This is a genomic window from Streptomyces sp. WAC03905 (genome assembly GCF_057371075.1).
Genome location: NZ_JBXYDZ010000003.1, coordinates 1,208,536 through 1,228,621, shown reverse-complemented (window position 1 = coordinate 1,228,621; position 20,086 = coordinate 1,208,536). Strand labels below are relative to the sequence as shown.

Genomic DNA, 20,086 nt, shown 5'->3' with positions numbered 1-20,086 from the left:
GCCGGGCCGTGCGCGGGCCGCACGACCGGCCGGCGTGGCGCGGCACATGCGCCCGCGGCATTGAACGATGCTCGAACGGCGCGCGGTCGGGCCTGGCACCGCACCGTGCCCGCCCCCACATTGTCCGCATGTCCCCACGCCTGACAGCCCCGCGCGCCGCCGGCCTCGCGACCGCGGCCCTCGCCACGCTCCTGACCGCGGTCGCCCGGACGGCCGCCGCCACCGCCCGGCCCGGCGGCCGCCGCCGTCGTGTCCCCGGCGCCGGAGAAGCAGTGCACCCTGCCCGGCGGACTGGCCGAGCTCAGCGGCCTCGCCATGAGCCGCAGGCACCCCGGTGTCTTCTACGCCGTCAACGACAGCGGCAACAGCAACCAGGTCTTCGCCGTCGACTGCAGCACCACGACCGGCCGACTGGCCGCGACCCTCAGCCTCGCCGGGGTCGGCAACACCGACTGGGAGGGCCTGGCGCTCGGCAAGGACGCCTCCGGCGGCCCGGCGATCCTCGTCGGCGACATCGGGGACAACGTCAGCGGGCGCGCCGAGATCTCCGTCCACGGCTTCCCCGAGCCGGAGCGGCTCACCGACGCCGTCGTCACACCGGTGACGTACCGCTTCTCCTACGCCGACGGCCGGCACGACGCCGAGTCCCTGCTCGCCGACCCCGTCTCCGGCCGGATGTACGTCGCGAGCAAGCTCATCGGCGCCGCCGGACGTCTCTACCGGGCCCCGCTGCCGCCGCTCACCGGACAGGTCAACACCCTCACGGCCGTCGGAGCCGCGCCGGTGTTCGCCACCGACGGTGCCTTCTCCCCGTCCGGCGCCTCCTACGTCCTGCGCAGCGGCGGGCCGCTCGGCGCGCACACCGCCTCCGTCCACGACGCGACCGGGGCCAAGCTCGCCGACGTCGCCCTCCCGGCGCAGTCGCAGGGTGAGACGGTGACGTACGCCGACTGCGCGAACCTGCTGGTCGGGTCGGAGAACGACACCCGGATCTGGCGGGTGCCGCTGCCGCCGCAGGCCACCCCCGGCTGCGGAACCACCCCGGCGCCGACCCCCACCCCCACACCGACCCCGACGCCCACCTCCGGCGGCCTACGGTTCACCGACCCCGGGCCGCAGACCTGCACGTTCAACCAGCCCTGCACCATCCGGCTCGCCGCCACCGGCGGCAAACCGCCGGTCCGGTACGCCGCCACCGGCCTGCCCTGGGGAAGCGGTACGACCCGCGTCACCGCCACCGCCACCGCCACCGCCACCGACTCCACCGGAGCCACCGCGGGCGCGACCTTCCCCCTGACCCTCAACTGGTTCTGAGACGGGACGGGAGCGGGCTTGTCCAACCCGCCCGCCGAGCCGCACTGTTGACCGAGTTCCGTCCACCACGTCAGGAGATCCGGCTTGTCGTCGCACACCGCACCCGTCCCGCCCACCCCGGGCGGCGGCCCGGCCGTCCCGTACGTGATCGACCCCGCCGGCGGCTGCCCCCACGCCCTCAACGCCCGGCTGCGCACCGAGCACGGAGCCGTCGCGCGGGTCGTGCTCCCCGGCGGGGTGCCCGGAGCGGTCGTCCTCGGCCACGACGCGCTGAAGGAGTTCCTCGCCCACCCCGAAGTGGCGAAAGACGCCCGCCACTTCCCCGCCCTGCACGACGGCGGCATCCCCCGCGACTGGCCCCTGCGGGCCTTCGCCAACGCCCAGGGCATGCACACCGCCGACGAGGACGACCACCGGCGCCTGCGCGCCCTCGTCGGCAGGGCCTTCACCGCCCGCCAGGTGGCACGCCTCCGCCCGCGCGTCGAGGCGCTCACCGCCGAACTCCTCGACGACCTGGACCGGGCGGCGGCCGGTTCCCCCGACGGGACCGCCGATCTGCGTGAGCACTTCGCGCTCCCGCTCCCGATGAGCGTCATCTGCGAGCTGCTCGGTGTGAACCCGGAGCACCGCGGACGCCTGCACCACCTGTCCCACAAAGTGATCATCGACACCGACACCGCCCCGGCCGAGGCGATGGCCGCCGTGCGGGAACTCGTCGAGCTCATGGGCACCATCGCCGCGACCCGCCGCGCGGACCCCGGCGAGGACCTCACCAGCGCCCTGATCGCCGCCCGCGAGGACGACGGGGACCGGCTCAGCGAGGCCGAACTCATCGGCACCATGAGACTGATGCTCGTCGCGGGCCACGAGACCACCCTCAACCTCATCAGCAACGCCGTCCGTGCCCTGTGCATGCACCGCGACCAGCTCGCCCTGGTCCTGGACGGCAAGGCGACCTGGTCGGACGTCGTGGACGAGACGCTGCGCTGGGACGGCCCCGTCAGCTGGTTCCCCTTCCGCTATCCCACGCGTGACCTCATCCTCGACGGCACCGTCGTCCCGCAGGGCACCCCCGTCCTCGCCGGGTACACCGCGGCCGGCCGCGACCAGGGCTTCCACGGACCGGACGCCGACCGCTTCGACATCACGCGTCCCACGGCCGCCCGCCACCTCTCCTTCGGGCACGGCGCCCACTACTGCGTGGGCGCCCCGCTCGCCCGGCTGGAGGCCACCACCGCCCTGGAACGGCTCTTCACCCGCTTCCCCGACCTCGACCTCGCCACCCCCGAGGCCGAACTCCCGCACCAGCGCAGCTTCATCGGAAACAGCGTCGAGACGCTGCCCGTCCGGCTGCGCCGCGCCTGAAGCCACCCCGGAGGACGCCCCTTCAGCCCAGGCCGAGGGGGCGCTCCGGGGCCAGGTGGCCGGCGATCGCCCGGAGCACGTTCGTGCTGGCGTTCTGGACGGTGCTGCCGAGGCCCTGCGTCGCCACCGTCGCGATGGCGAGCTTCCGGGACGGCAGGTAGGCGACCGTGCCCGCGTAACCGGCGAAGGACGGGTTCTGCAGGATCCATGTGTTGACCACCGGCAGCCCGAGGGCGAAGGAGGCGTCCCCCGCGACCTTGACGACGGGCGTGAGCTGGAGCTCGTGCGACGCGGGCGTCAGCAGCCTCCCCTCGCCGATCGCCGCGAAGGACTTCGCCATGTCCTCCAGGGTCCCGGTCATCACCGCGCCCTCCGCCAGCGTCCACGAGGGATCCCAGTAGGTGGAGTCCTCGAACACCCCGCGCTCGTTGTCGAAGCCGTGCAGCACCGGAGCGGGGATGTCGGCCTCGGAGGAGATGGCGGTCTGCTCCAGCCCCATCGGCTCCAGGACGTTCTCGCGCATCACCTCGGCCAGCGGACGCTGCTCCACCCTGGAGATGACGTCGCCCAGGAGCACCCAGTTCGCGTGGGAGTAGGCGAAGCCCGTACCGGGCGGCCGGGCCATGGGCCGGGACACGGCGATCCGTACGAGCTCCTCCCCGGTCCAGTGCCGGAACGGGTTCTTGTACAGAGCGGCGATGAATGCCTTGTCCGTCACGTAGTCCGCGTATCCGGAGGAGGCGGACGCCAGCATCTTCAGCGTGATCTCGTCCGCGTGCGGGAGGTCCGGGCGCCAGCGGGAGAGCTTGTCGTCGAGACCGACCCTGCCCTCGTCGACGAGCCTCAGCAGCTCGGTGGTCATGTAGGGGATGGCGACCGAACCGATGCGGAAGCGCATGTCCGTCGTCGCGGGGAAGCCCGTCATCGACTCCCCGGCCGCGGCCGTCGCCACCCGCTGCCCGTCGACCCACACGCCCGCCATCGCGGCGGTCAGCCTGTACGTCTTCAGAGCGTCCGCGACCTGCCGCGCGGTGAACTCCTGCGTGTCGTCCGGCAGGCACGTGCCGCCCCGGGAGACCTGGCCCGCAGGGCACTGCCGGGTGACGCTCCCGGCGCTCCCCGGGCTCCCGGCGGCCCCGCCGGCCGCCAGCGAGGCGGCCAGCATGAGGCCGCCCAGGCAGCTGAGGGTGAAGGTCCTGGAGTGTCGCACGGGCGTGCCTCCATGCGGTCGAGGGCGAACGTCCCCACCGCGTGATCGCCGGACAACCCCCTGGGCCCTGTCGGACCTTGTCCGGCAGGCTAACCGGCGGCCCCGGCCCAGCGCATGCGGGAGGCGCTGCACGGGTGACCCCGCGCGGGTTCAGCCCAGGGCCCGGACGTGCACCTCCACCGCGTGCCAGCCGGTCGCCCCGTCCGGCACGGTCCCGGCACGGACCCCCGTCTGCACGGCGCCCGTCCCGTCCGTCGCGCGGACCTCCAGCGTGTGCGCCCCGGCCGTCGCCTCCCACGCCCACACCCACTGCCGCCACGTGTCCACGCCGTCCGCGTCCCCGAGCCGCGCCTCCTGCCAGGGGCCGCCGTCCACCCGTACCTCGACCCGGCGGATCCCCCGGTGCTGCGCCCACGCCACGCCCGCGACGGCCACCCGGCCGGGCCGCACGGGGGCGTAGGGCCGCGGGGTGTCGATCCTCGACTGCGTCTTGACCGGGGCCTGCTGCGCCCAGTCCCGGCGGACCCAGTACGCGTCGTACGCGTCGAAGCCGGTCAGCCGCAGCTCGGTCAGCCATTTGCAGGCCGAGACGTAGCCGTAGAGCCCCGGTACGACCATCCGGACGGGGAAGCCGTGCGCGAAGGGGAGCGGAGCCCCGTTCATGCCCACCGCCAGCAGCGCCTCCCGGCCGTCCATCACCGTCTCGACGGGCGTGCCCAGTGTCATGCCGTCGACCGAACGGGCCACGAGCTGGTCGGCGGGACCTCCCCGGGACGGCGGTCGCACCCCGGCGTCCCGGAGCAGGTCCGCGAGGCGGACGCCGAGCCAGCGGGCGTTGCCCGCGTACGGCCCCCCGACCTCGTTCGACACGCAGCACAGGGTGATGTCGTGTTCCACCAGGGGCCGGGCGAGCAGCTCGCGCAGGCTGAGGGTCAGGGGCCGGGTCACCCCCGCGCCGTGGATCCGCAGCCGCCAGGTGTCGGCGTCCACACGGGGCACGACCAGGGCGGTGTCCACCCGGTAGAAGTCCTTGGCCGGGGTGATGAAGGGGGCGAGCCCGGGCACCCGCAGGTTCGCGCCGGCCGGGACCGGCGGCGCGGGCACGGCGGGCGGAGGGAGGACCAGCCCCGCCCTGGAAGCCGTGGCCCCGGCCGAGCCGTGGGCGCCGAGACGCCGTCCGGCGAGACCGGCCGCGGACGACACCGCCAGTACGCCGACGACCAGCCGGACGAAGCGGCGCCGGTCCATCGACCGGGCGTCGCCGGGCGGCGCCCGGTCCGGCCGGGGCCGGGCGGCCGCCGTGACCAGCAGCGCCAGCGCACCGGCCGAGGCCAGGCCGCCGGCGAGCGAGGGCAGCGCGTCCGGCCAGGAAGCCTCCGGCCGGCCGAGCGCGGCCGCCGCCCCCAGCAGTCCGAAGCCGCCCGCGACCGCGACCCCGGCGCGCGGACTGCGTACGGCGAGCAGCCCGGCCACGGCGGCCACCGCGGCGAGGACGGCGACGACACCGGTCGTCAGCACCGCCTTGTCCGCGGCGCCGAACACGTCGATGGCCCACTCCCGGACCGCCTGCGGCGTCAGGTCGACCACCACCGCGCCGACGGCGGCCACCGGGGAGGCCTCGGGCCGGACCGCCGCCGTGACCAGCTCCGCCACGGCGAGACCGGCGAACGCGGCGACGATCCCGCAGACGGCACCCACCGCACGGCGCGGTCTCCGGGGACCGCTCGGGTCTGCCTTCACACCGCCAGTGTGCCCCCGGCCCCGGCGCGGCGGGCGGAGCCACGGGGGCACGGCGCCGCCGCGGGTGCCGGCGCCGCTCGGTACGGACTCCGCCCGGTACGGACTCCGCCCGGTACGGACTCCGCCCGGTACGGACTCCGCCCGGCACGGGCGCCGGTCGGCACGGACTCCGTCAGTGCACGGGCGCCGTTCAGTGCACGGGCGCCGGCGGCACCCAGCGCCCGGTGCGCGGCGCCTTCACCCCGTAGTCGTCCTTCAGCTCCGCCGGGATGGCGTGGTGCATCACCCGGCCCCGGGTCAGGGAGGCCAGCTCGAAGCCGGAGAGCAGCGAGCCCGCCTTGTCGAGCGCCCATTCCGCGTACGGGCTGCTGTCCTCGATGGTCTCCAGCAGCCCGAGGACCACCGGCACCGCCTTGGCCGCCGTGTCCCAGGCGGTGCGCGGGATCTCCAGCCAGTCGCCGATGGTGTCGCCGACGAGGAACCGGACGGTGGCCGGGACCATCGGGTCGAAGAGGGTGCCCGGGACCACGTCCTCGTACATGCGCATCAGCTGCGCGTTGAGGCGGACCCCCTCGGGGGAGGGGCCGAGGTTGCGCAGGAGGTAGAGGTCGCAGTAGTCGCGGGCCTCGGCGAGGTTCCGCGGCACCGCCGACATGTCGCAGCCGAGCATGGCGCCCACGACCCGCCAGGCGTAGAAGTAGGCCTCGGCGCCCTCCTCGCTCATGTGGATGCCGAGCCGGTGCATCGCGTCGAGGACGAGGAGCGAGAAGCAGATCTGGCCCCCGATCATGTCCTCCTGGCAGATGGGCACCCCGTCCTTCTCGACGTCCCAGTGGCCGCCGTGGCGCAGGTGGTGGCGGACCGCCGCGTGCAGCAGCCGCACCTTCTGCGCTGCCGGGATGAACTTGCTGCCCTCCGCGAAGGAGTTGGTCTGCATCAGGTAGGTGACGAACTGGCCGGTGTTGGCCATCCGCCGGGAGGGGTACGCCATGGAGTGCGTCGCGGCCAGCAGCCGGGACAACCGGGGGACCGCGTAGGTCGCGGGCATGGCGGCGAAGGACAGGCCGGTGTTGATGTGGGCCGCGTTGTCCATGAAGAACAGCCGGGCCTGCTCCATCACGTCCCAGTCGACCCACCCGGGAGGCATCGCCGTCGCCTCGAAGTAGGCGCGGGCGGACTGCGGGAGCTGTTCGGGGAGCTTGTCGCCGGCGGTGGTGAAGAACCGCATGAGGGTGTTGAGGTCACCGACCTCCTTGCGGCGGAACATCTCGGCGACGGTCTCGTCGGCGAGCGGATCGCCCTGCGTGCTCAGGGCGTCGAGCGCGGCGTGGTCGTAGCGGGGGCGCGCCGGGGCGGTCTGGGTGGCGTTGGTGTTCACGTCGGTCGTCCTTGTCGTGTGCGGAGGGGAGGCGAACGGCGGGGGTGCGGCCGAGGGGGTCCGGCCCCGATCCGCCGGACGCCCCTCAGAGGGAGCGGTCGGCGGCGGTCGCGGCCAGCCCGCTCAGCGCGGACCGGGCCTCCGCGGGCATCGCCGCGAGGTCCAGCGCGGCCCCGGCCCGGCCGATGCGCTCCCGGATCATGTCCTCGACCTGCTGCCTGGCCCCGCACCGCTCCATCAGTTCGCGGACCGACGAGGCCTCCGCCTCGCCCAGTTCCGGGTTGCCGACCAGCTTCGTCAGGAGCCGGCGGTCGTCGGGTCCGGCCGCCGCCACGGTCAGTGCGAGCAGCGCCGTCGGTTTGGCGTCCCGCAGGTCGTCCAGGTTCGACTTGCCGGTGCGCGCGGGGTCGCCGAAGGTCCCCAGCAGGTCGTCGCGCAGCTGGAAGGCCTCGCCGAGCGGGAGGCCGTAGCCGGAGAAGGCGTCCAGCAGGGCGCGGGAGCCGCCGCCGAGGGTGGCCCCCAGGTGCAGCGGCCGCTCCACCGTGTACTTGGCCGTCTTGAAGCGGGCGACCTCCAGGGACTCCGCCACCAGCGGTTCCCGGTCCGCCCCCGCCTCGGTGCGCAGCACCTCCAGGAACTCGCCCGCCATCGTCTCGCGCAGCAGGGTGGACCAGAGCGGGACGGTGCGGGCGAGGTAGGCGCCGGGCAGCCCGCAGGAGGTGAAGACGTGCCCGGCGTACCCCATCAGCAGATCGCCGAGGATCATGGCGAGGGCGGTGGAGCGCAGCCCGTTCGCGGCGAAGGCGGCGTGCGCGGTGAGCTGCCCGTGCCGCATCCGGCTGTCGTCGATGATGTCGTCGTGGGTGCAGGCCGCCGCGTGGACCAACTCCATCGCGGCCGCGGCCCGGATCACGCCCTCGCAGTCCGGCTGGCCGGCCGCCCGCCACCCCCAGTACAGGAACGCGGCCCGGATCCGCTTGCCGCGGGCCAGGGACCGGCGTAACTGCTCGGACAGCGGCGTGAGTTCGGCGTGCAGGCCGAGCAGGGCCCGCTCCTCCTCGTCGGCCAGCCGGACCAGCACCTCGTCGATGCGTTCCTTGAAGCCGGTGTGGTCATGCACAGGGGCGGCCCTCGGAGGTGTGCTGCTCGGCGGCGCGCCGGGCCATGGTCTCCAGGTAGTTCTCGTTGCCCGCGCCCACCCGGCGGGTGGCCAGCTCGCCGCGTTTGCGCAGCTCCACCACCCCCTCGGTGAGCAGCTCGCGCAGATCGGCGCGGCGCAGCGCGTCCTGCGCGCGGTCGGCGGTCTGCCGCAGCTGGTCGAGGGCCAGGTCGGCCACCCCGGCGGCGAGCAGCGTCAGGAGTTCCAGGGACGCCGACGCGGAGCCGGCGCTCGCGGGGCGTTCCTGCTGCCGACGCTCCCGTTCCTCCTGGTGCGCGGTCTGGTCGTGTTCGGTCTGGGACATGCTCGGGTGCTCTCCTGGTCGCGTCGCGCCACGTGGCATCGGAAGGGGCGGCCACCGGATCGATCGCTCCGGTGGCCGCCCCTGCTCATCTGCGCGCCAGTCAACCGAGTGACGTGCCCGTGCGGCGAACCGCGGCAGGGCATCTCCCTCGCACGAGCGCCGACTTTCCTCCTGGCGGGTGATCATCGCCGCATCGGACGACCCGTGCCGCCCCCGTGGTGTAGGCGTGGCCGCCGGTCAGCCGGAAGCCGCCGGGAGGGCCGCCGCCACCGCCGTGGCCAGCCGGTACGGGTCCCCGCTCGGCCGGTCCGGGTGCCGGGTGGTCCGCCCCGCCCATTCCTCCTCGAAGGCGTGCCAGTCGATCTCCCGGGGTGCGGCCCCGGTGACCAGCGCCCCGTCGAGGGCCGAGAAGTACGCCGTCCACCGGCGGGCGTACAACTCCGAGACCAGACCGCTCCACTCGCGGTTGGCGTAGTCGTGCAGGAAGCCCCCTTCGCTGGTGCTGCGCCGCCCCCACACGCTCAGCAGCGAGCGGGCGTCGTACTCGTAGCGGTCCTGCTCGGCCCGGTCGGCGCCCTGGGAGCGGGCCCGCGAGAGCCACGTCCCGAGGAGGAGGTTCGGATCGGATCCGGTCACCCGGTCCAACAGCCGCATCGCCTCCTGCCATTCGGCCGTCAGCGTGCGGAAGCGGGACAGGTCCTTGGCGTCGTAGGCCGCCTTGATCTTCGGCAGGAGGACCCGCGAATGGTTGGCGAGGGCCTGCCGCGCGGTGTCCACGAGGTCGAAGCGGTAGGCGCTGGTGCCGCGCAGCGCCGGATCCACCCGCAGCAGGTGGTCCAGCGCCCTGCGCACCGAACCGGCCGGGTAGCGCATGGACTTGGGGCTCCAGTACGCCGCTCCCGCCGCGGACAGGCTCGGCCGGGCGCCGAACAGGCTGTCCTGCGACTCCGACCACAGCCCCGACGAGGTGCTGTACGGGCCCTTGCGCAGCTCCTCCCAGGCGGCGGCGGCCTCGGCGTCGGGGCGGCCGTAGCGGCGGGCCGCGAAACCGGCGAACCAGGCGCGCTGGTCGATCGGACCGGGGTCCCAGGCGAGGTCGGTGAAGAGGTCGAACGCCGCCGGATTGGTCCCGGTGGCCTCCGGCAGGTAGGCGATCCCCGCCAGCGCGCTGTTGCTCTTGGCCCGCCAGGGGCCGAAGCGCTCCAGCCACACCGAGGTGTTCGCGCCGATCGTGGTGTGTCCGCCGAAGTTGTAGATCGTGCCCATCGCGTACGGGACGCCGCCCCAACGGGCCTCGCGGTCGAGCCGGTTGTACCGGTCGGACAGCCCGTCCAGGATCAGCAGCTTCGAGGTGTCCACCCCGGCCAGCAGTTCCGCCGTCGGATCGTCCTGCCAGCCCAGCACGGCCCACAGCGCCCCCGGGTGCGCGGCGTGCAGCGCGTCCTGGATCGCCCCTGCCGCGGTGCGGACGTCGACGGAGCCGGTCAGGCCGCCCTCGTGCAGGGGGCTCATCCGGTACATCGTGCTGTCCCCGAACACCGCGCGCTGCTCCGCGTAGTAGGCGGCGGCCAGCTTCGCGAAGACCGGCGAGGCGGGGTCCAGCCAGTCCGGGCGGTCGAAGCCCGCCCAGTCGCCCTGGGCGACCGTGGCCGCGCCGCCGTTGCGCGCGGCGAAGCCGGCCGGGACGGTGCCGAAGTAGCCGGGCAGCACCGGGGTCATGCCCAGGCCGCGCAGCTGCTCGGCGATCCGGCCCCCGAGTGCGGCCCGTTCGCGCATCAGCCGTTCGGTGACGGGGCCGCCGAAGCCGCTGAGGTTCTGCAGCAGCCACCAGCTCTGGTGGCCGGGGCCGGGGATCCACTCCCGCAGCTCCTGCGCGGAGTACCCGAACCGCTGGAGCGCCCGGTAGTACGGGTACTCCGCTCCCACCTGCACGAACACCTCGTTGATGCCGTGCAGGGCGAGCAGGTCGATCTGCCGCTGGTGTTCCTCGAAGGTGCGGTACGGGCCCGAGTACCCGTCGTCGGTGTCGTTGAGCGCGTAGCGGTGGGGGACCTGGGCGCTGCGGGTGACCGGGGCCGGCACGGCCGGCAGCCGGGCGGGCAGCATGCCGATGCTGTCGCCTGGCCAGCCGATGTCGGCGCCGGCGACGTGCTGGAGGTACCAGCCGACGCCCGTGAGCAGGGTGGCGCCGGTGCTGCCGCGCACCGTGACGGCCCCCGCGGTGCCGGACACGGTGAAGGTGTCGGCGCCGGCGGCCGGGTCGGCCACCAGGGTGAACTGCCCTGCGTGCCGCGGGAGCAGCCGTCGCAGGGCGGCGCGCGCGGGCGCGGTGTCGAAGGCCGCGGCGCGGGGGACACCGGCGGGAGCCCGAGCCCCTTCCAGGGGCCGTACGTCGGCACGTGCGGGCGATCCCGCGCCCGGGGCCGTGGCCCCGGGCGCGGGTCCCGCGCAGACCACGGCCAGCAGCACCGCGGGGAGCGCGGCGAGGACGGCCGGGCGGGTGGCGGGCCGGCGGCGCCCGCTTCGTGGCATCGGGTTCCTCATCCGTTCGCCCGCGCTCAGACCGGCAACGACCAGGTCTGGTCGACCCGGTGCTCGCCGCAGGGGGTCAGCCGCAGCCGCTCGGCCGGGGCGTCGGGAGTGGCGGCGCGCGCGGGTGCGGTCAGGCACAGACCGCTCTCCTCCGACACGAGGGTGCCGTCCCGGTGGTGGGACCAGCTCTGGCCGGGCCGTGCGTCGCGCCGGGGCGCGCAGTCGGCCAGTTCCACGAGGCCGTTCGCGCCCTCCGTCAGGCATTCGCCGGCCAGCCGCAGGCGGGCGTCGTCGCCCAGGAACCACCGCTGGTCGGGCGCCCCGGTGCAGCCCGCCATCACGACGGCGCCGACCCCGGTGGTGTTCGCCCCGTCGGCGCACCGGACGCCGTCACCGACGATCTGCCCGGTCGGGACGGCTTCGGCGCAGCCGCGCGGGCTCAGCCGCCAGACGGCGGTGTCGTGTCCGGCCAGCCTGCCCGTCAGCGCGTCGGCGACCTCGCTGCGCGCACCGCTCCACAGGTCCTGCGCGTCCGCCGTGCAGTCGTTCAGGCCGATCTCGTCCAGCGGAACCCTGATGTCCCGGGTGTTCGCGGAGCGGTTGAGCACGGCCACCGCGCGGTCGCCGTTCGCGAGGGGACGGACGAGGATCTCGAAGGTCGCGTTGGAGGAGACCACGGTGCCCTGACGGCCCATCGGGTCCTGGTCGAGCTCGATCATCCGCGTGTTGCCGAGGGCGGCGAGCCCGGCGGGGGTCAGCTTCGAGACGTCCGAGGACAGGATGAAGGGGGAGGCCATCATGGCCCAGAGCGCGACCTGGCTGCGGCTCTCGGCGGCCGTGAGGCCGGGGGCGCCCGCGATCAGGAAGTCGGGGTCGTTCCAGTTGCCGGGGCCGGCGTACCGGGCGAGCCAGCGGTTGTACCCGTAGTTGCCCAGAACCGCGCTCCACCGCGAAGTGGCGGGCGCGACCGGGTTGTAGACCTTGATGTCCTTGCCCTCGCGCCACAGCTGGCCGGTCTCGCCGACCCAGCCGAGCACCCTGTGCCAGTCGGGGCCGCCCCACTCGCCCTGCTGGAAGTAGGCGGGCGCGGACGCCGACAGGACCATGTCCCGGCCGCCGTCGCGCAGTGCCTGCGCGACGGCGTTGTAGGCGTCCCGGTAGGCCTGCTCCTTGGTGCGCCCCTCCGGCACCCACAGGTTGCAGCCGTCCATCTTGACGTAGTCGACCTTCCAGGACGCGAACTGCCGTGCGTCCCGGGCGTAGTGGTCGGGCCCGCCGCCCTCGGGGGCACCGCTGCCGGGGTACTTCTCGCACGTGAGGGAGCCGGCGTCCTGGTAGATGCCGAACTTCAGGCCCTTGGCGTGCAGGTACTCGCCGAGCCAGGCCATGCCGTGCGGGAACTTGGCGGTGTCTACCACGAGGTTGCCCCGCGCGTCGCGGCTCCTGGTCATCCAGCAGTCGTCCACGGTCACCGTGTCGTAGCCCTTGGCGGCGAGCCCCGTCGACACGAGGGCGTCGGCATTGGCGACCACCGTGGCCTCGTCGATGTCGCACATGTAGTGCGCCCAGTTGTTCCAGCCCATGGGAGGCGTGAGCGCGAGCGGGGTGTCCGAGGTCGCCCGGGGCTCGGCCGCCACCGGGGCGGGGGAGAGCGCGAGGGCGAACAGGGCGGCCGCGGTCAGACAGGGGAGCGTTGCGCGCAAGCGAGGCGGCACGGGGTCTCCTTGACGGATGGACAGTCGTGCGACCAGTGCAGCGAGGTGGCTACGCAGTGTCAACGCAAGTCGCTGGTTGTCGTGTGATGACCAGCAATATGGCTGCAATGGATGTCACACGAAAGAGAAGATACGTCGTATGATACGGTGTATCTATGCCGAGGACATCCGATGCCCTGGACCGGGCCACCCCGGGAGCCATCGCCGTCGCCGCCCTGCGGATCCTCGACGAGGAGGGGCCGCACCGCCTCAGCTTCCGCACCCTCGCCGACCGGCTCGACGTCTCCCACGCCACCGTCCAGCGGCGCTGCGGTGACCTCGCCGGACTGCTCGACCTGTGCACCGAGCACCTGGCCGCACAGCTCCCCGACGTCCCCGCCGGCACGGACTGGGCCGACGCCACCGAGCAGCGGTTCCGCGCGCTGTACCTGCTGCTCACCGCCCACCCCGGGCTGCTCGTACTGCGCGGCGGCCGGCCCTGGCTCGGCCGGCAGCTGCTGGCCCGGCTCGTCGAGCCCGTCCTGGCCGACGGCGTCGCCGCGGGGATGACCGTCACCGGGGCGATCACCGCATACCGCCGCATGTACCTGCTCACCCTGGGCAGCGCGGCCTTCGTGGACCACCGGGATCCGGCCGCGGCCGCCTCCGCCTCGCGGGCCGCCCTCGCCGCGCTCGACCCCGAGGAGTTCCCGGTGCTCTCCGGCGGACTGCCGGACGTCCTGCCGGCCCTGACGGACCACGAGGTGTACTACGGCGCCCTGCGCCAGCTGATCGAAGCCGCCCGGCCCGCCGCCTGAGGGGAAGACCGACCATGGAACGACCGCAGCAGCCCCGACGCCCGCAGCGGCTCGACTACGCCGCCGTCCGCGCCGCCGCCGCGCGCATCGCCGGCGGAGTCCGGCCCGTCACGGTGGCGCCCGCGGCCGACGGCGTCTGGTACGCCCTGGAGTACCTCCAGCACACCGGCACCTTCAAGGCGCGCGGAGCCCGCAACTTCCTCGCCGCCCACCACGAGGCCGGCGCCCTCCCCGCCGCCGGGGTCACCATCGCCTCCGGGGGCAACGCCGGCCTCGCCTGCGCCTGGGCGGCCCGGGCACTGGACGTGCCCGCCACGGTCTTCCTGCCCGCCAACGCCCCGCGCGTGAAGGTGGAGCGGCTGCGCGGCTACGGGGCGGACGTCCGGCTCGTCGGCGACCGGTACGCCGAAGCGGCGGCGGCCTGCCAGGAGTTCGCCGCCGTGAGCGGTGCCCTGAGCAGCCACGCGTACGACCACCCGCTCATCGCGGCCGGCGCCGGGACCCTGCTCGACGAGATCCGCGCGTCCCTGCCCGGGCTGGACACCGTGGTCGTCGCGGTGGGCGGCGGCGGACTGTTCGCGGGCGTGGCGACGGCCGCGCGCGAGCACGGCGTACGGGTCGTCGCGGCCGAACCGGAGAACTGCCGGGCCCTGAACGCGGCCCTGGAGGCGGGCCGCGTCGTCGACGTCGCCGTCGACTCGGTGGCGGCCGACTCCCTGGGAGCGACCCGCGTCTCGGCCGACGCGCTGGCGGCCGCCCAGGACAAGAACGTGAGCTCCGTCCTGGTGCCGGACGGGGCGATCACGGCCGCGCGGCGCACCGTGTGGGAGGAGCACCGGATCGTGGTCGAGGCGGGGGCGGCCACCGCCCTGGCGGCGCTGTACGGTGCGCCGGAGCCGCTGGGGGAGCGGGTGGCCGTCATCCTCTGCGGGGCCAACACCGACCCCGGGGACCTGACGGCGCCCGCCGTCTGAAGCCCCGCGCCCGAGGCCGCTGTTCGGGGGCCCGCGCCCGAGGCCGGGGCGTCCGGCGGGCCGGCCGTAATCCTCGGGCGGCGTCTGCCGGAGCCCTCAGGCGCCGTCCGAGGCGGTGCCCTCTCCCGTGTCCCCGCCCGCGTCCCCGCCGTCCCGTACGACGACGACCGTGCTGCCGGAGTACTGCACGACCTGCTGGCTCACCGATCCCAGCAACGCGCCCTTGAAACCTCCGTACCCACGGGTCCCGACCACCGTCAGGGCCGCCTCCTTCGAGGCGTCCACCAGGACCCGCGCCGGCGGCCCCTGCTCGACGCGGCGGAAGACCGGCACGCCCGGGGAGGCGCCCACGGCCGCGGTGACCGTGTCCGCGAGCTTCCGGCGGGCCGCCTCCTCGGCCGTCGCCGCCTCCTGCCCGGCGAACTGGGCCTCCGCCATGCCGATGGCGAAGGGATTGCGGTTCCACTCCCAGGCCATGACGGCGTGCACACGCCCGCCGATCAGCCGGGCCTGCTCCACGGCCCAGCGCACGGCCTCCCTGGAGTGGTCGGAACCGTCCACGCCGACGACGATCAGGGGCTCGACGGGTTGCTCGCTCACGATGGGTTCCTCTCGCTCCGCCCGGAAGGTCGATCTTCTCCCTGTATACACGGAACGCAGGGCCGACCCCGAACGACGATCGTTGCGGCGGGTGACGACTTTCGAGGACAGCCGCGGCCCCCCGCCCCTTGCGAGGGTGTGGGCGTCCAGGCGATCGACGCCGGACGCGAAGCGACTTGGAGGAACGGGCGTGGCTCAGCGCAAGGGTTGTCTGATCGGCTGCGGAGTGGCGCTGGTGCTGGGCATCGGCGTCCTCGTCGCGCTGGTCTTCGGCATGGGCAAGTTCCTCGACATGGCCGAGAAGACCGTGGTCGACCCCGCGGTCTACGAGGGCGTGCAGGCCGGGGACGCGGAGAGCGACGTCCGGGGGAAGCTCCCGTCGGGGGAGAGCTTCGTCAAGGAGGCCCTGAAGGAGGGCGGCCCGGTCGAGCCCGAAGGCAGCACCTGCGCCTGGTACGTATCCGGCGGCGACACCGAGCTGGGCAAGGAGACGGTGCTCCGGTTCTGCTTCAAGGACGGCCGGCTCGCGGAGAAGACCATGTACGCCATGAAGTGACCGCGCCCCGCCGGGCTGCCGGACGGCGCCACGGCATCCCGGAACGGCGGCATGGCACGTCAGTCGCCACCCGGGGCGGGCGCGGCGGGTGCCGCCGCGTTGCGGACCTCGCGGGGCGCCCGCCCGTCCCACCGCCGTACCGCCCGGCGCAGCGCGCGCAGGTCGCTGTACCCGACCTGCGCCGCGATCGTCCGGAGCGGCTGATCGGTGGTGCGCAGCAGCTCCATCGTCCGTTCCTGGCGCACCGATTCGACCTCCTCGCGCCAGGTCGTACCGAGCTCCCGCAGCCGCCGCTGGAGCGTGCGCGGGCTCATCGCGAGCCGCCCCGCCACGTGCTCCAGGTTCACGCAGTCCTCACGGAAGGCCCCGGTGAGGACCATCCGGAAGCTGTCCTGCCACAGCATCACCGGCTGGGCCGCCGCCAGGGTCAGGCGGGCCTGGTGCGCCAGCAGGCGGTCCAGGCCCGCCTGCGCCTTGGGCAGCGGCGCGCGTACGTCGTCGTCGTGGAAGGTGATCGAGTTGTACGGCGCCCCGTACTCGATGCGGGTGGTGCCGAACAGCTCCGCCAGCCGGCGGTGCGCGCGGGGCGGCCCGTGCGTGACACGGACGCGCAGCGGGGAGAGCGGCCGGCCGGTGGCGGCCCGTGCCCGGGTCAGCAACATCGCCAGCGCGAACCAGTCGATGGCCTCCACCACCTCCGGACCCCAACTGCCGGTCGCATGGCGAATGGTGAAGGTGCGGCCGTCCTCCTCGACGAGGAGCTTCTCGTTGGCCGGATCACCGACGAGGGCGTTGTACTCCACCACCTGCCTGAGGGACTCCCGCAGACTGGGCCCGCTGGTGACCAGGTAGTCCCACAGACCGAAGGTGCCGATCGGCGCCTCGTCCGTGAGCAGCGCGCCGACCGCCGTCCCCGCCTCCGAGAGCGTCAGCTCCTCCCACACGGCGAGTGCCGACGGCGTCGAGACCCGGGCCAGGTCGTTGTCCAGCACCTCGGGGCCCAGGTCGTGGAACCGGGCGAACCTGTCCGTGCCCGCGCCGGACCGGCGCAGGGCGTCGAGGACGAACCGGGCGAGGTGCACGGAGATGGTTCCGTGGGCGTTGTGAGACTGCATGGGGCGGGTGACGCTACCAGCCGCCCGTCCGAACGTCCCCGCCCCACCCCCGGCTTGGCGCAGCCGCGCACCCCCGGTGGCGCGAAACCTCCCCTCCCAGGCGGAAAACCGGTCCGCCGGGTGGCGCCGGGGGTCCCCTCGCTGACGCGTGCGGGTCCTTCTGGCCGACCGTGCGACCTGCCTACGGTGGCGTCGACCCCGGCATGACCGACCGAGTCGAAGGATCCGACGTGACGTTCTCCCCTGCCCGCTGGCAGAGCCGCCTCGACGCGTTGCGCGTCGCCCACCGCGTACCCGGCGCCACCCTCGCGGTGTTCGCCGACGGGCGGATCCACGAGCTGGCGAGCGGCCTGCTGCACCGCGGAACGGGGGTGGAGGCCACCACCGACTCGGTGTTCCAGATCGGGTCCATGGCCAAGATCTACACCGCCACCCTGGTCATGCAGCTCGTCGACGCCGGCCAACTGGACCTCGACACGCCCGTCTGCGAGATCCTGCCGGATTTCTCCCCGGCCGGCGCCCCCGGCGCCGAGAAGGAGATCACCGTACGCCGGCTGCTCAGCCACACCAGCGGCCTCACCGGTGACTTCACCTACGACAGCGGGCGCGGCGACGACTGCCTGGCCGCCTACGTGCGGGCCGCCCGGAACGTGGCGCTCGACTGCCCGCCCGGCACCGCCGTCTCCTACAGCAGCGTCGGCTACAACGTCCTCGGCCGCATCGTCGAGGTCGTCACCGGACGGACCTGGGACCAGGCCCTGAAGGAGCGGATCGCCGCCCCCCTGGGTCTGACCCGTACCATGACCCTCCCCGAGGAGGCGCTGGCGTTCCGTACGGCGATGGGCCACCTGCCGGGCGAGGGCCCGGAGCCCGAACCGGCGCCGGCCTGGGACATGATGCCCCGCTCGGCGGGGCCCCACGGGCGCGTCCTGGCGAGCGCCGCCGACGTGCTGCGGCTGGCCAAGATGCACCTCGACGGCGGCGCCACCGCGGACGGCACCCAGGTCCTGGGCGCCCGCGCCGTCGCCGCCATGCAGCGGTGGGAGGTGGACGTCCCCGACCGGTGGACGATGAGCGCGGACGGCTGGGGGCTGGGCTGGGCGCTGTACGACTGGAACGGCGTCCCGGGCTACGGTCACGACGGCGCCGCCACCGGCCAGTACGCGTACCTGCGCGTCGTACCCGGCGCCGACGCCATCGTCGTCCTGCTCACCAACGGCGGCGGCGCCCGCCGCCTCGCCGCCGACCTGTTCCGCGAACTCCTCGCGGACCTCGCCGAGGTCCGCACGCCGCCCTCCTTCGCACCGCCCGCCCACCCGCCGGCCGTCGACATGACCCCGCTGCTCGGCACCTACCGCCGTGAGGGCGTCGTCATCACGGTCGGCGCCACCCCCGGCGGCTCCCCGTACCTGCGCCACGAGTTCGTCGACGGCATGCGGGACTTCGCACCGCCCCTGGAGATGAGCCTCGTCCCGCTCAGTGCCACGGTGTTCGCCGTGCCCCGCCCCGGCCCCGCCTTCGGCGAGGACTGGATGCCGGTCGTCTTCGCCGCCCTCGTCGACGGCACGCCCTGCTGCTACATCGGCATGCGCTGCGCCCCCCGCACCTCCCCGCACTGACCGGGTGGGCCGGTGCGGGCGTCCGCCGGAAACCCTTTCCGCGAGGGCGGAGGCACAGCGCATGAGTGGGGCCGGGGAAAGGGGCGGCAAGGAGTCGGAAAAGGAGTCAGAAGCGGGCGGGGGCGGGGAAAGCCGGTAAAGGGGGAGCAGAGGGCGGAGGATTCGGCACTAAAGCGCATCAGTCCAGTTCACGGCAGCTGAGAAGCGGACGCCTCGGGGATTTCTTCGCCGTCGTGCGCGGGGCGGTCACCCGTGCGGCGTCGGCCAATGCCGAGGGGGGCGTCGTTGACGACGTCCTGCTCCCCCGCGACCGTGGGCACCGCCTCCGGCGACGAGGCCGGACTTCTGCGAAGGCGGCGACCATGACCCGTTCCCAACCGATCCGTACGGCCGTGGCCGCGCTGGCGGCCGGCGCGCTGATGTCGACCACCGCGTGCGGACTCGGCGGTACCGGCACCCGGGATGCCGGGGAGGCCGGCAGAACGGGCAGGGTGGCCGGGGAGATCACCTTCCGGACCCTCCAGCTGAAACCCACCTTCACGGGATACGTGCAGGCCGTCATCGACGCCTTCGAGGAGAAGTACCCCGAGGTGGAGGTCAAGTGGGAGGACGTGCCGGGCGCCGGCTACAACGAGAAGCTCGTCGCCGACGCCCAGGCCGGAGCCCTCCCGGACGTGGTGAACCTCTCCACCGACTCCTTCCAGCTCCTCGGCGACCGGGGCCTGCTCGCCGACGTCGCCGGGCTCGACGGGGCCTCGGCCGGCGAGTACGTACCGGGCGCCTGGGAGCAGTTCAAGCTGCCCGGGAAGGGCGACAGCGTCTACGCCTACCCCTGGTACGTGACCCCGGAGATCCTCACCTACAACAAGGAGCTCTTCGAGAGGTCCGGCCTGGACCCGGCCGCCCCGCCCACCACCGTGGAGCAGTTCTTCGACTACGCCGAACAGATCGCCGCCCGGTCCGGCGGCCGGTACTCCGCCTTCATGGCCGACCCCAAGGGGCGGTTGCCGGGCGACTGGCAGAAGATGGGCGTCCCCCTCCTCAACCCGGGCAAGGACCGGTTCACCTTCGGCACCGACCAGGCCGTCGCATGGGTGGAGCGGATGAAGGACCTGTACGCCAAGGGCGCCATGCCCAAGGAGTCCCTCCTCACGTCCGACGACATCAACCAGCTCTACGGCAGCGGCAAACTCGTCTTCGGGCCGGGCTCGCCGGGATTCGTCAAGGACATCAAGCGGAACGCCCCGCAGGTCTACGCCACGACGCAGGTGGCGGGAGCCGTCACCGGCCGGCTCGGCCACATCGGCATCTACGCCCAGTCGCTCGGCATCAGGAAGGACACCGGACACCCGGACGCGGCCACGGCGTTCGCCCAATGGGTCACCAACGGCCCGAACCAGGTGGAGTTCTCCCGGAAGGCCACCATCTACCCCTCGAACGCCCGAGGCCTGGCCGACCCGTTCTTCTCCGACCGGGGCGACGGCAAGGACGCCGAGACGCTCGCCCGCGCGGTGGGCGCCGACCAGCTGAAGACCGCCGCGCTCGACGCCAACACCCCCGTCCAGTGGACCAACCAGGTCGGGGACGCCGTCGTGCGCGAGGTGCAGAAGGCCATCACGGGCGAGCAGGACGCCCGGACGGCGGTGAAGAAGGCCGAGGAAGCGGCGAACCGGCTCCTCGCCGCCGCGGCCCGCCCGTGACCCGCGGC

16 protein-coding genes are annotated in these 20,086 nt (G+C 74.0%); 7 read left to right on the top strand and 9 right to left on the bottom strand.

What is annotated here, in order from left to right:
• The first annotated feature begins 249 nt into the window (after nucleotides 1-249).
• Nucleotides 250-1,314: a WD40 repeat domain-containing protein gene (locus AC2RP6_RS08380; RefSeq protein ID WP_486445619.1), complete on the top strand. Its 1,065-nt coding sequence runs from the start codon at nucleotides 250-252 to the stop codon at nucleotides 1,312-1,314.
• Between the two features lie 84 nt (nucleotides 1,315-1,398).
• On the top strand, nucleotides 1,399-2,679 hold the full coding sequence (locus tag AC2RP6_RS08375; protein ID WP_486445618.1) for a cytochrome P450 family protein: 1,281 nt from the start codon (nucleotides 1,399-1,401) through the stop codon (nucleotides 2,677-2,679).
• Nucleotides 2,680-2,701: 22 nt separating this feature from the next.
• Here AC2RP6_RS08375 and AC2RP6_RS08370 read toward each other — a convergent pair whose 3' ends face one another.
• From AC2RP6_RS08370 to AC2RP6_RS08340, 7 genes are all read right to left on the bottom strand, one after another.
• On the bottom strand, nucleotides 2,702-3,889 hold the full coding sequence (locus AC2RP6_RS08370; protein ID WP_486445617.1) for a serine hydrolase domain-containing protein: 1,188 nt from the start codon (nucleotides 3,887-3,889) through the stop codon (nucleotides 2,702-2,704).
• Between the two features lie 150 nt (nucleotides 3,890-4,039).
• A complete protein-coding gene (locus AC2RP6_RS08365) occupies nucleotides 4,040-5,629 on the bottom strand; it encodes a molybdopterin-dependent oxidoreductase (RefSeq protein ID WP_486445616.1) in 1,590 nt (529 codons plus the stop codon).
• 190 nt (nucleotides 5,630-5,819) lie between these two features.
• On the bottom strand, nucleotides 5,820-7,007 hold the full coding sequence (locus AC2RP6_RS08360) for an oxygenase MpaB family protein (RefSeq protein ID WP_486445615.1): 1,188 nt from the start codon (nucleotides 7,005-7,007) through the stop codon (nucleotides 5,820-5,822).
• Between the two features lie 85 nt (nucleotides 7,008-7,092).
• Nucleotides 7,093-8,127, bottom strand: a complete 1,035-nt coding sequence (locus tag AC2RP6_RS08355) for a polyprenyl synthetase family protein (protein ID WP_486445614.1) — start codon at nucleotides 8,125-8,127, stop codon at nucleotides 7,093-7,095.
• Entirely contained in the window at nucleotides 8,120-8,470 is a 351-nt protein-coding gene (locus AC2RP6_RS08350; protein WP_486445613.1) for a hypothetical protein, read from the bottom strand. Before AC2RP6_RS08350 ends, AC2RP6_RS08355 begins: the two co-directional genes overlap by 8 nt.
• Nucleotides 8,471-8,707: 237 nt before the next feature.
• Entirely contained in the window at nucleotides 8,708-11,002 is a 2,295-nt protein-coding gene (locus AC2RP6_RS08345; RefSeq protein ID WP_486445612.1) for an alpha-N-acetylglucosaminidase, read from the bottom strand.
• Nucleotides 11,003-11,028: 26 nt separating this feature from the next.
• Nucleotides 11,029-12,717 (bottom strand): ricin-type beta-trefoil lectin domain protein, encoded by a 1,689-nt coding sequence (locus AC2RP6_RS08340; protein WP_486445611.1) that lies wholly within the window; start codon nucleotides 12,715-12,717, stop codon nucleotides 11,029-11,031.
• A 155-nt stretch (nucleotides 12,718-12,872) separates the two neighbouring features.
• Here AC2RP6_RS08340 and AC2RP6_RS08335 point away from each other — a divergent pair, with 155 nt between their 5' ends.
• Nucleotides 12,873-13,514: a TetR/AcrR family transcriptional regulator gene (locus AC2RP6_RS08335; RefSeq protein ID WP_486445610.1), complete on the top strand. Its 642-nt coding sequence runs from the start codon at nucleotides 12,873-12,875 to the stop codon at nucleotides 13,512-13,514.
• A 14-nt stretch (nucleotides 13,515-13,528) separates the two neighbouring features.
• Nucleotides 13,529-14,488: a serine/threonine dehydratase gene (locus AC2RP6_RS08330; RefSeq protein WP_486445609.1), complete on the top strand. Its 960-nt coding sequence runs from the start codon at nucleotides 13,529-13,531 to the stop codon at nucleotides 14,486-14,488.
• 96 nt (nucleotides 14,489-14,584) lie between these two features.
• Here the strand turns inward: AC2RP6_RS08330 and AC2RP6_RS08325 are convergent, their stop codons facing one another.
• On the bottom strand, nucleotides 14,585-15,088 hold the full coding sequence (locus AC2RP6_RS08325) for a universal stress protein (RefSeq protein ID WP_486445608.1): 504 nt from the start codon (nucleotides 15,086-15,088) through the stop codon (nucleotides 14,585-14,587).
• Between the two features lie 190 nt (nucleotides 15,089-15,278).
• On the opposite strand from AC2RP6_RS08325, the gene AC2RP6_RS08320 reads away from it, so the two are divergent.
• Nucleotides 15,279-15,644, top strand: a complete 366-nt coding sequence (locus AC2RP6_RS08320; RefSeq protein WP_486445607.1) for a hypothetical protein — start codon at nucleotides 15,279-15,281, stop codon at nucleotides 15,642-15,644.
• 59 nt (nucleotides 15,645-15,703) lie between these two features.
• On the opposite strand, the gene AC2RP6_RS08315 is transcribed toward AC2RP6_RS08320, so the two are convergent.
• Complete coding sequence (locus AC2RP6_RS08315; protein WP_486445606.1) at nucleotides 15,704-16,759, bottom strand: AraC family transcriptional regulator ligand-binding domain-containing protein; 1,056 nt, start codon at nucleotides 16,757-16,759, stop codon at nucleotides 15,704-15,706.
• A gap of 230 nt (nucleotides 16,760-16,989) precedes the next feature.
• Between AC2RP6_RS08315 and AC2RP6_RS08310 the strand changes: the two genes are divergently transcribed.
• Nucleotides 16,990-18,378, top strand: coding sequence for a serine hydrolase domain-containing protein (locus AC2RP6_RS08310; protein ID WP_486445605.1), 1,389 nt, complete (start codon nucleotides 16,990-16,992; stop codon nucleotides 18,376-18,378).
• Nucleotides 18,379-18,740: 362 nt separating this feature from the next.
• Entirely contained in the window at nucleotides 18,741-20,078 is a 1,338-nt protein-coding gene (locus AC2RP6_RS08305; RefSeq protein WP_486445604.1) for an ABC transporter substrate-binding protein, read from the top strand.
• Nucleotides 20,079-20,086 lie beyond the last annotated feature (8 nt).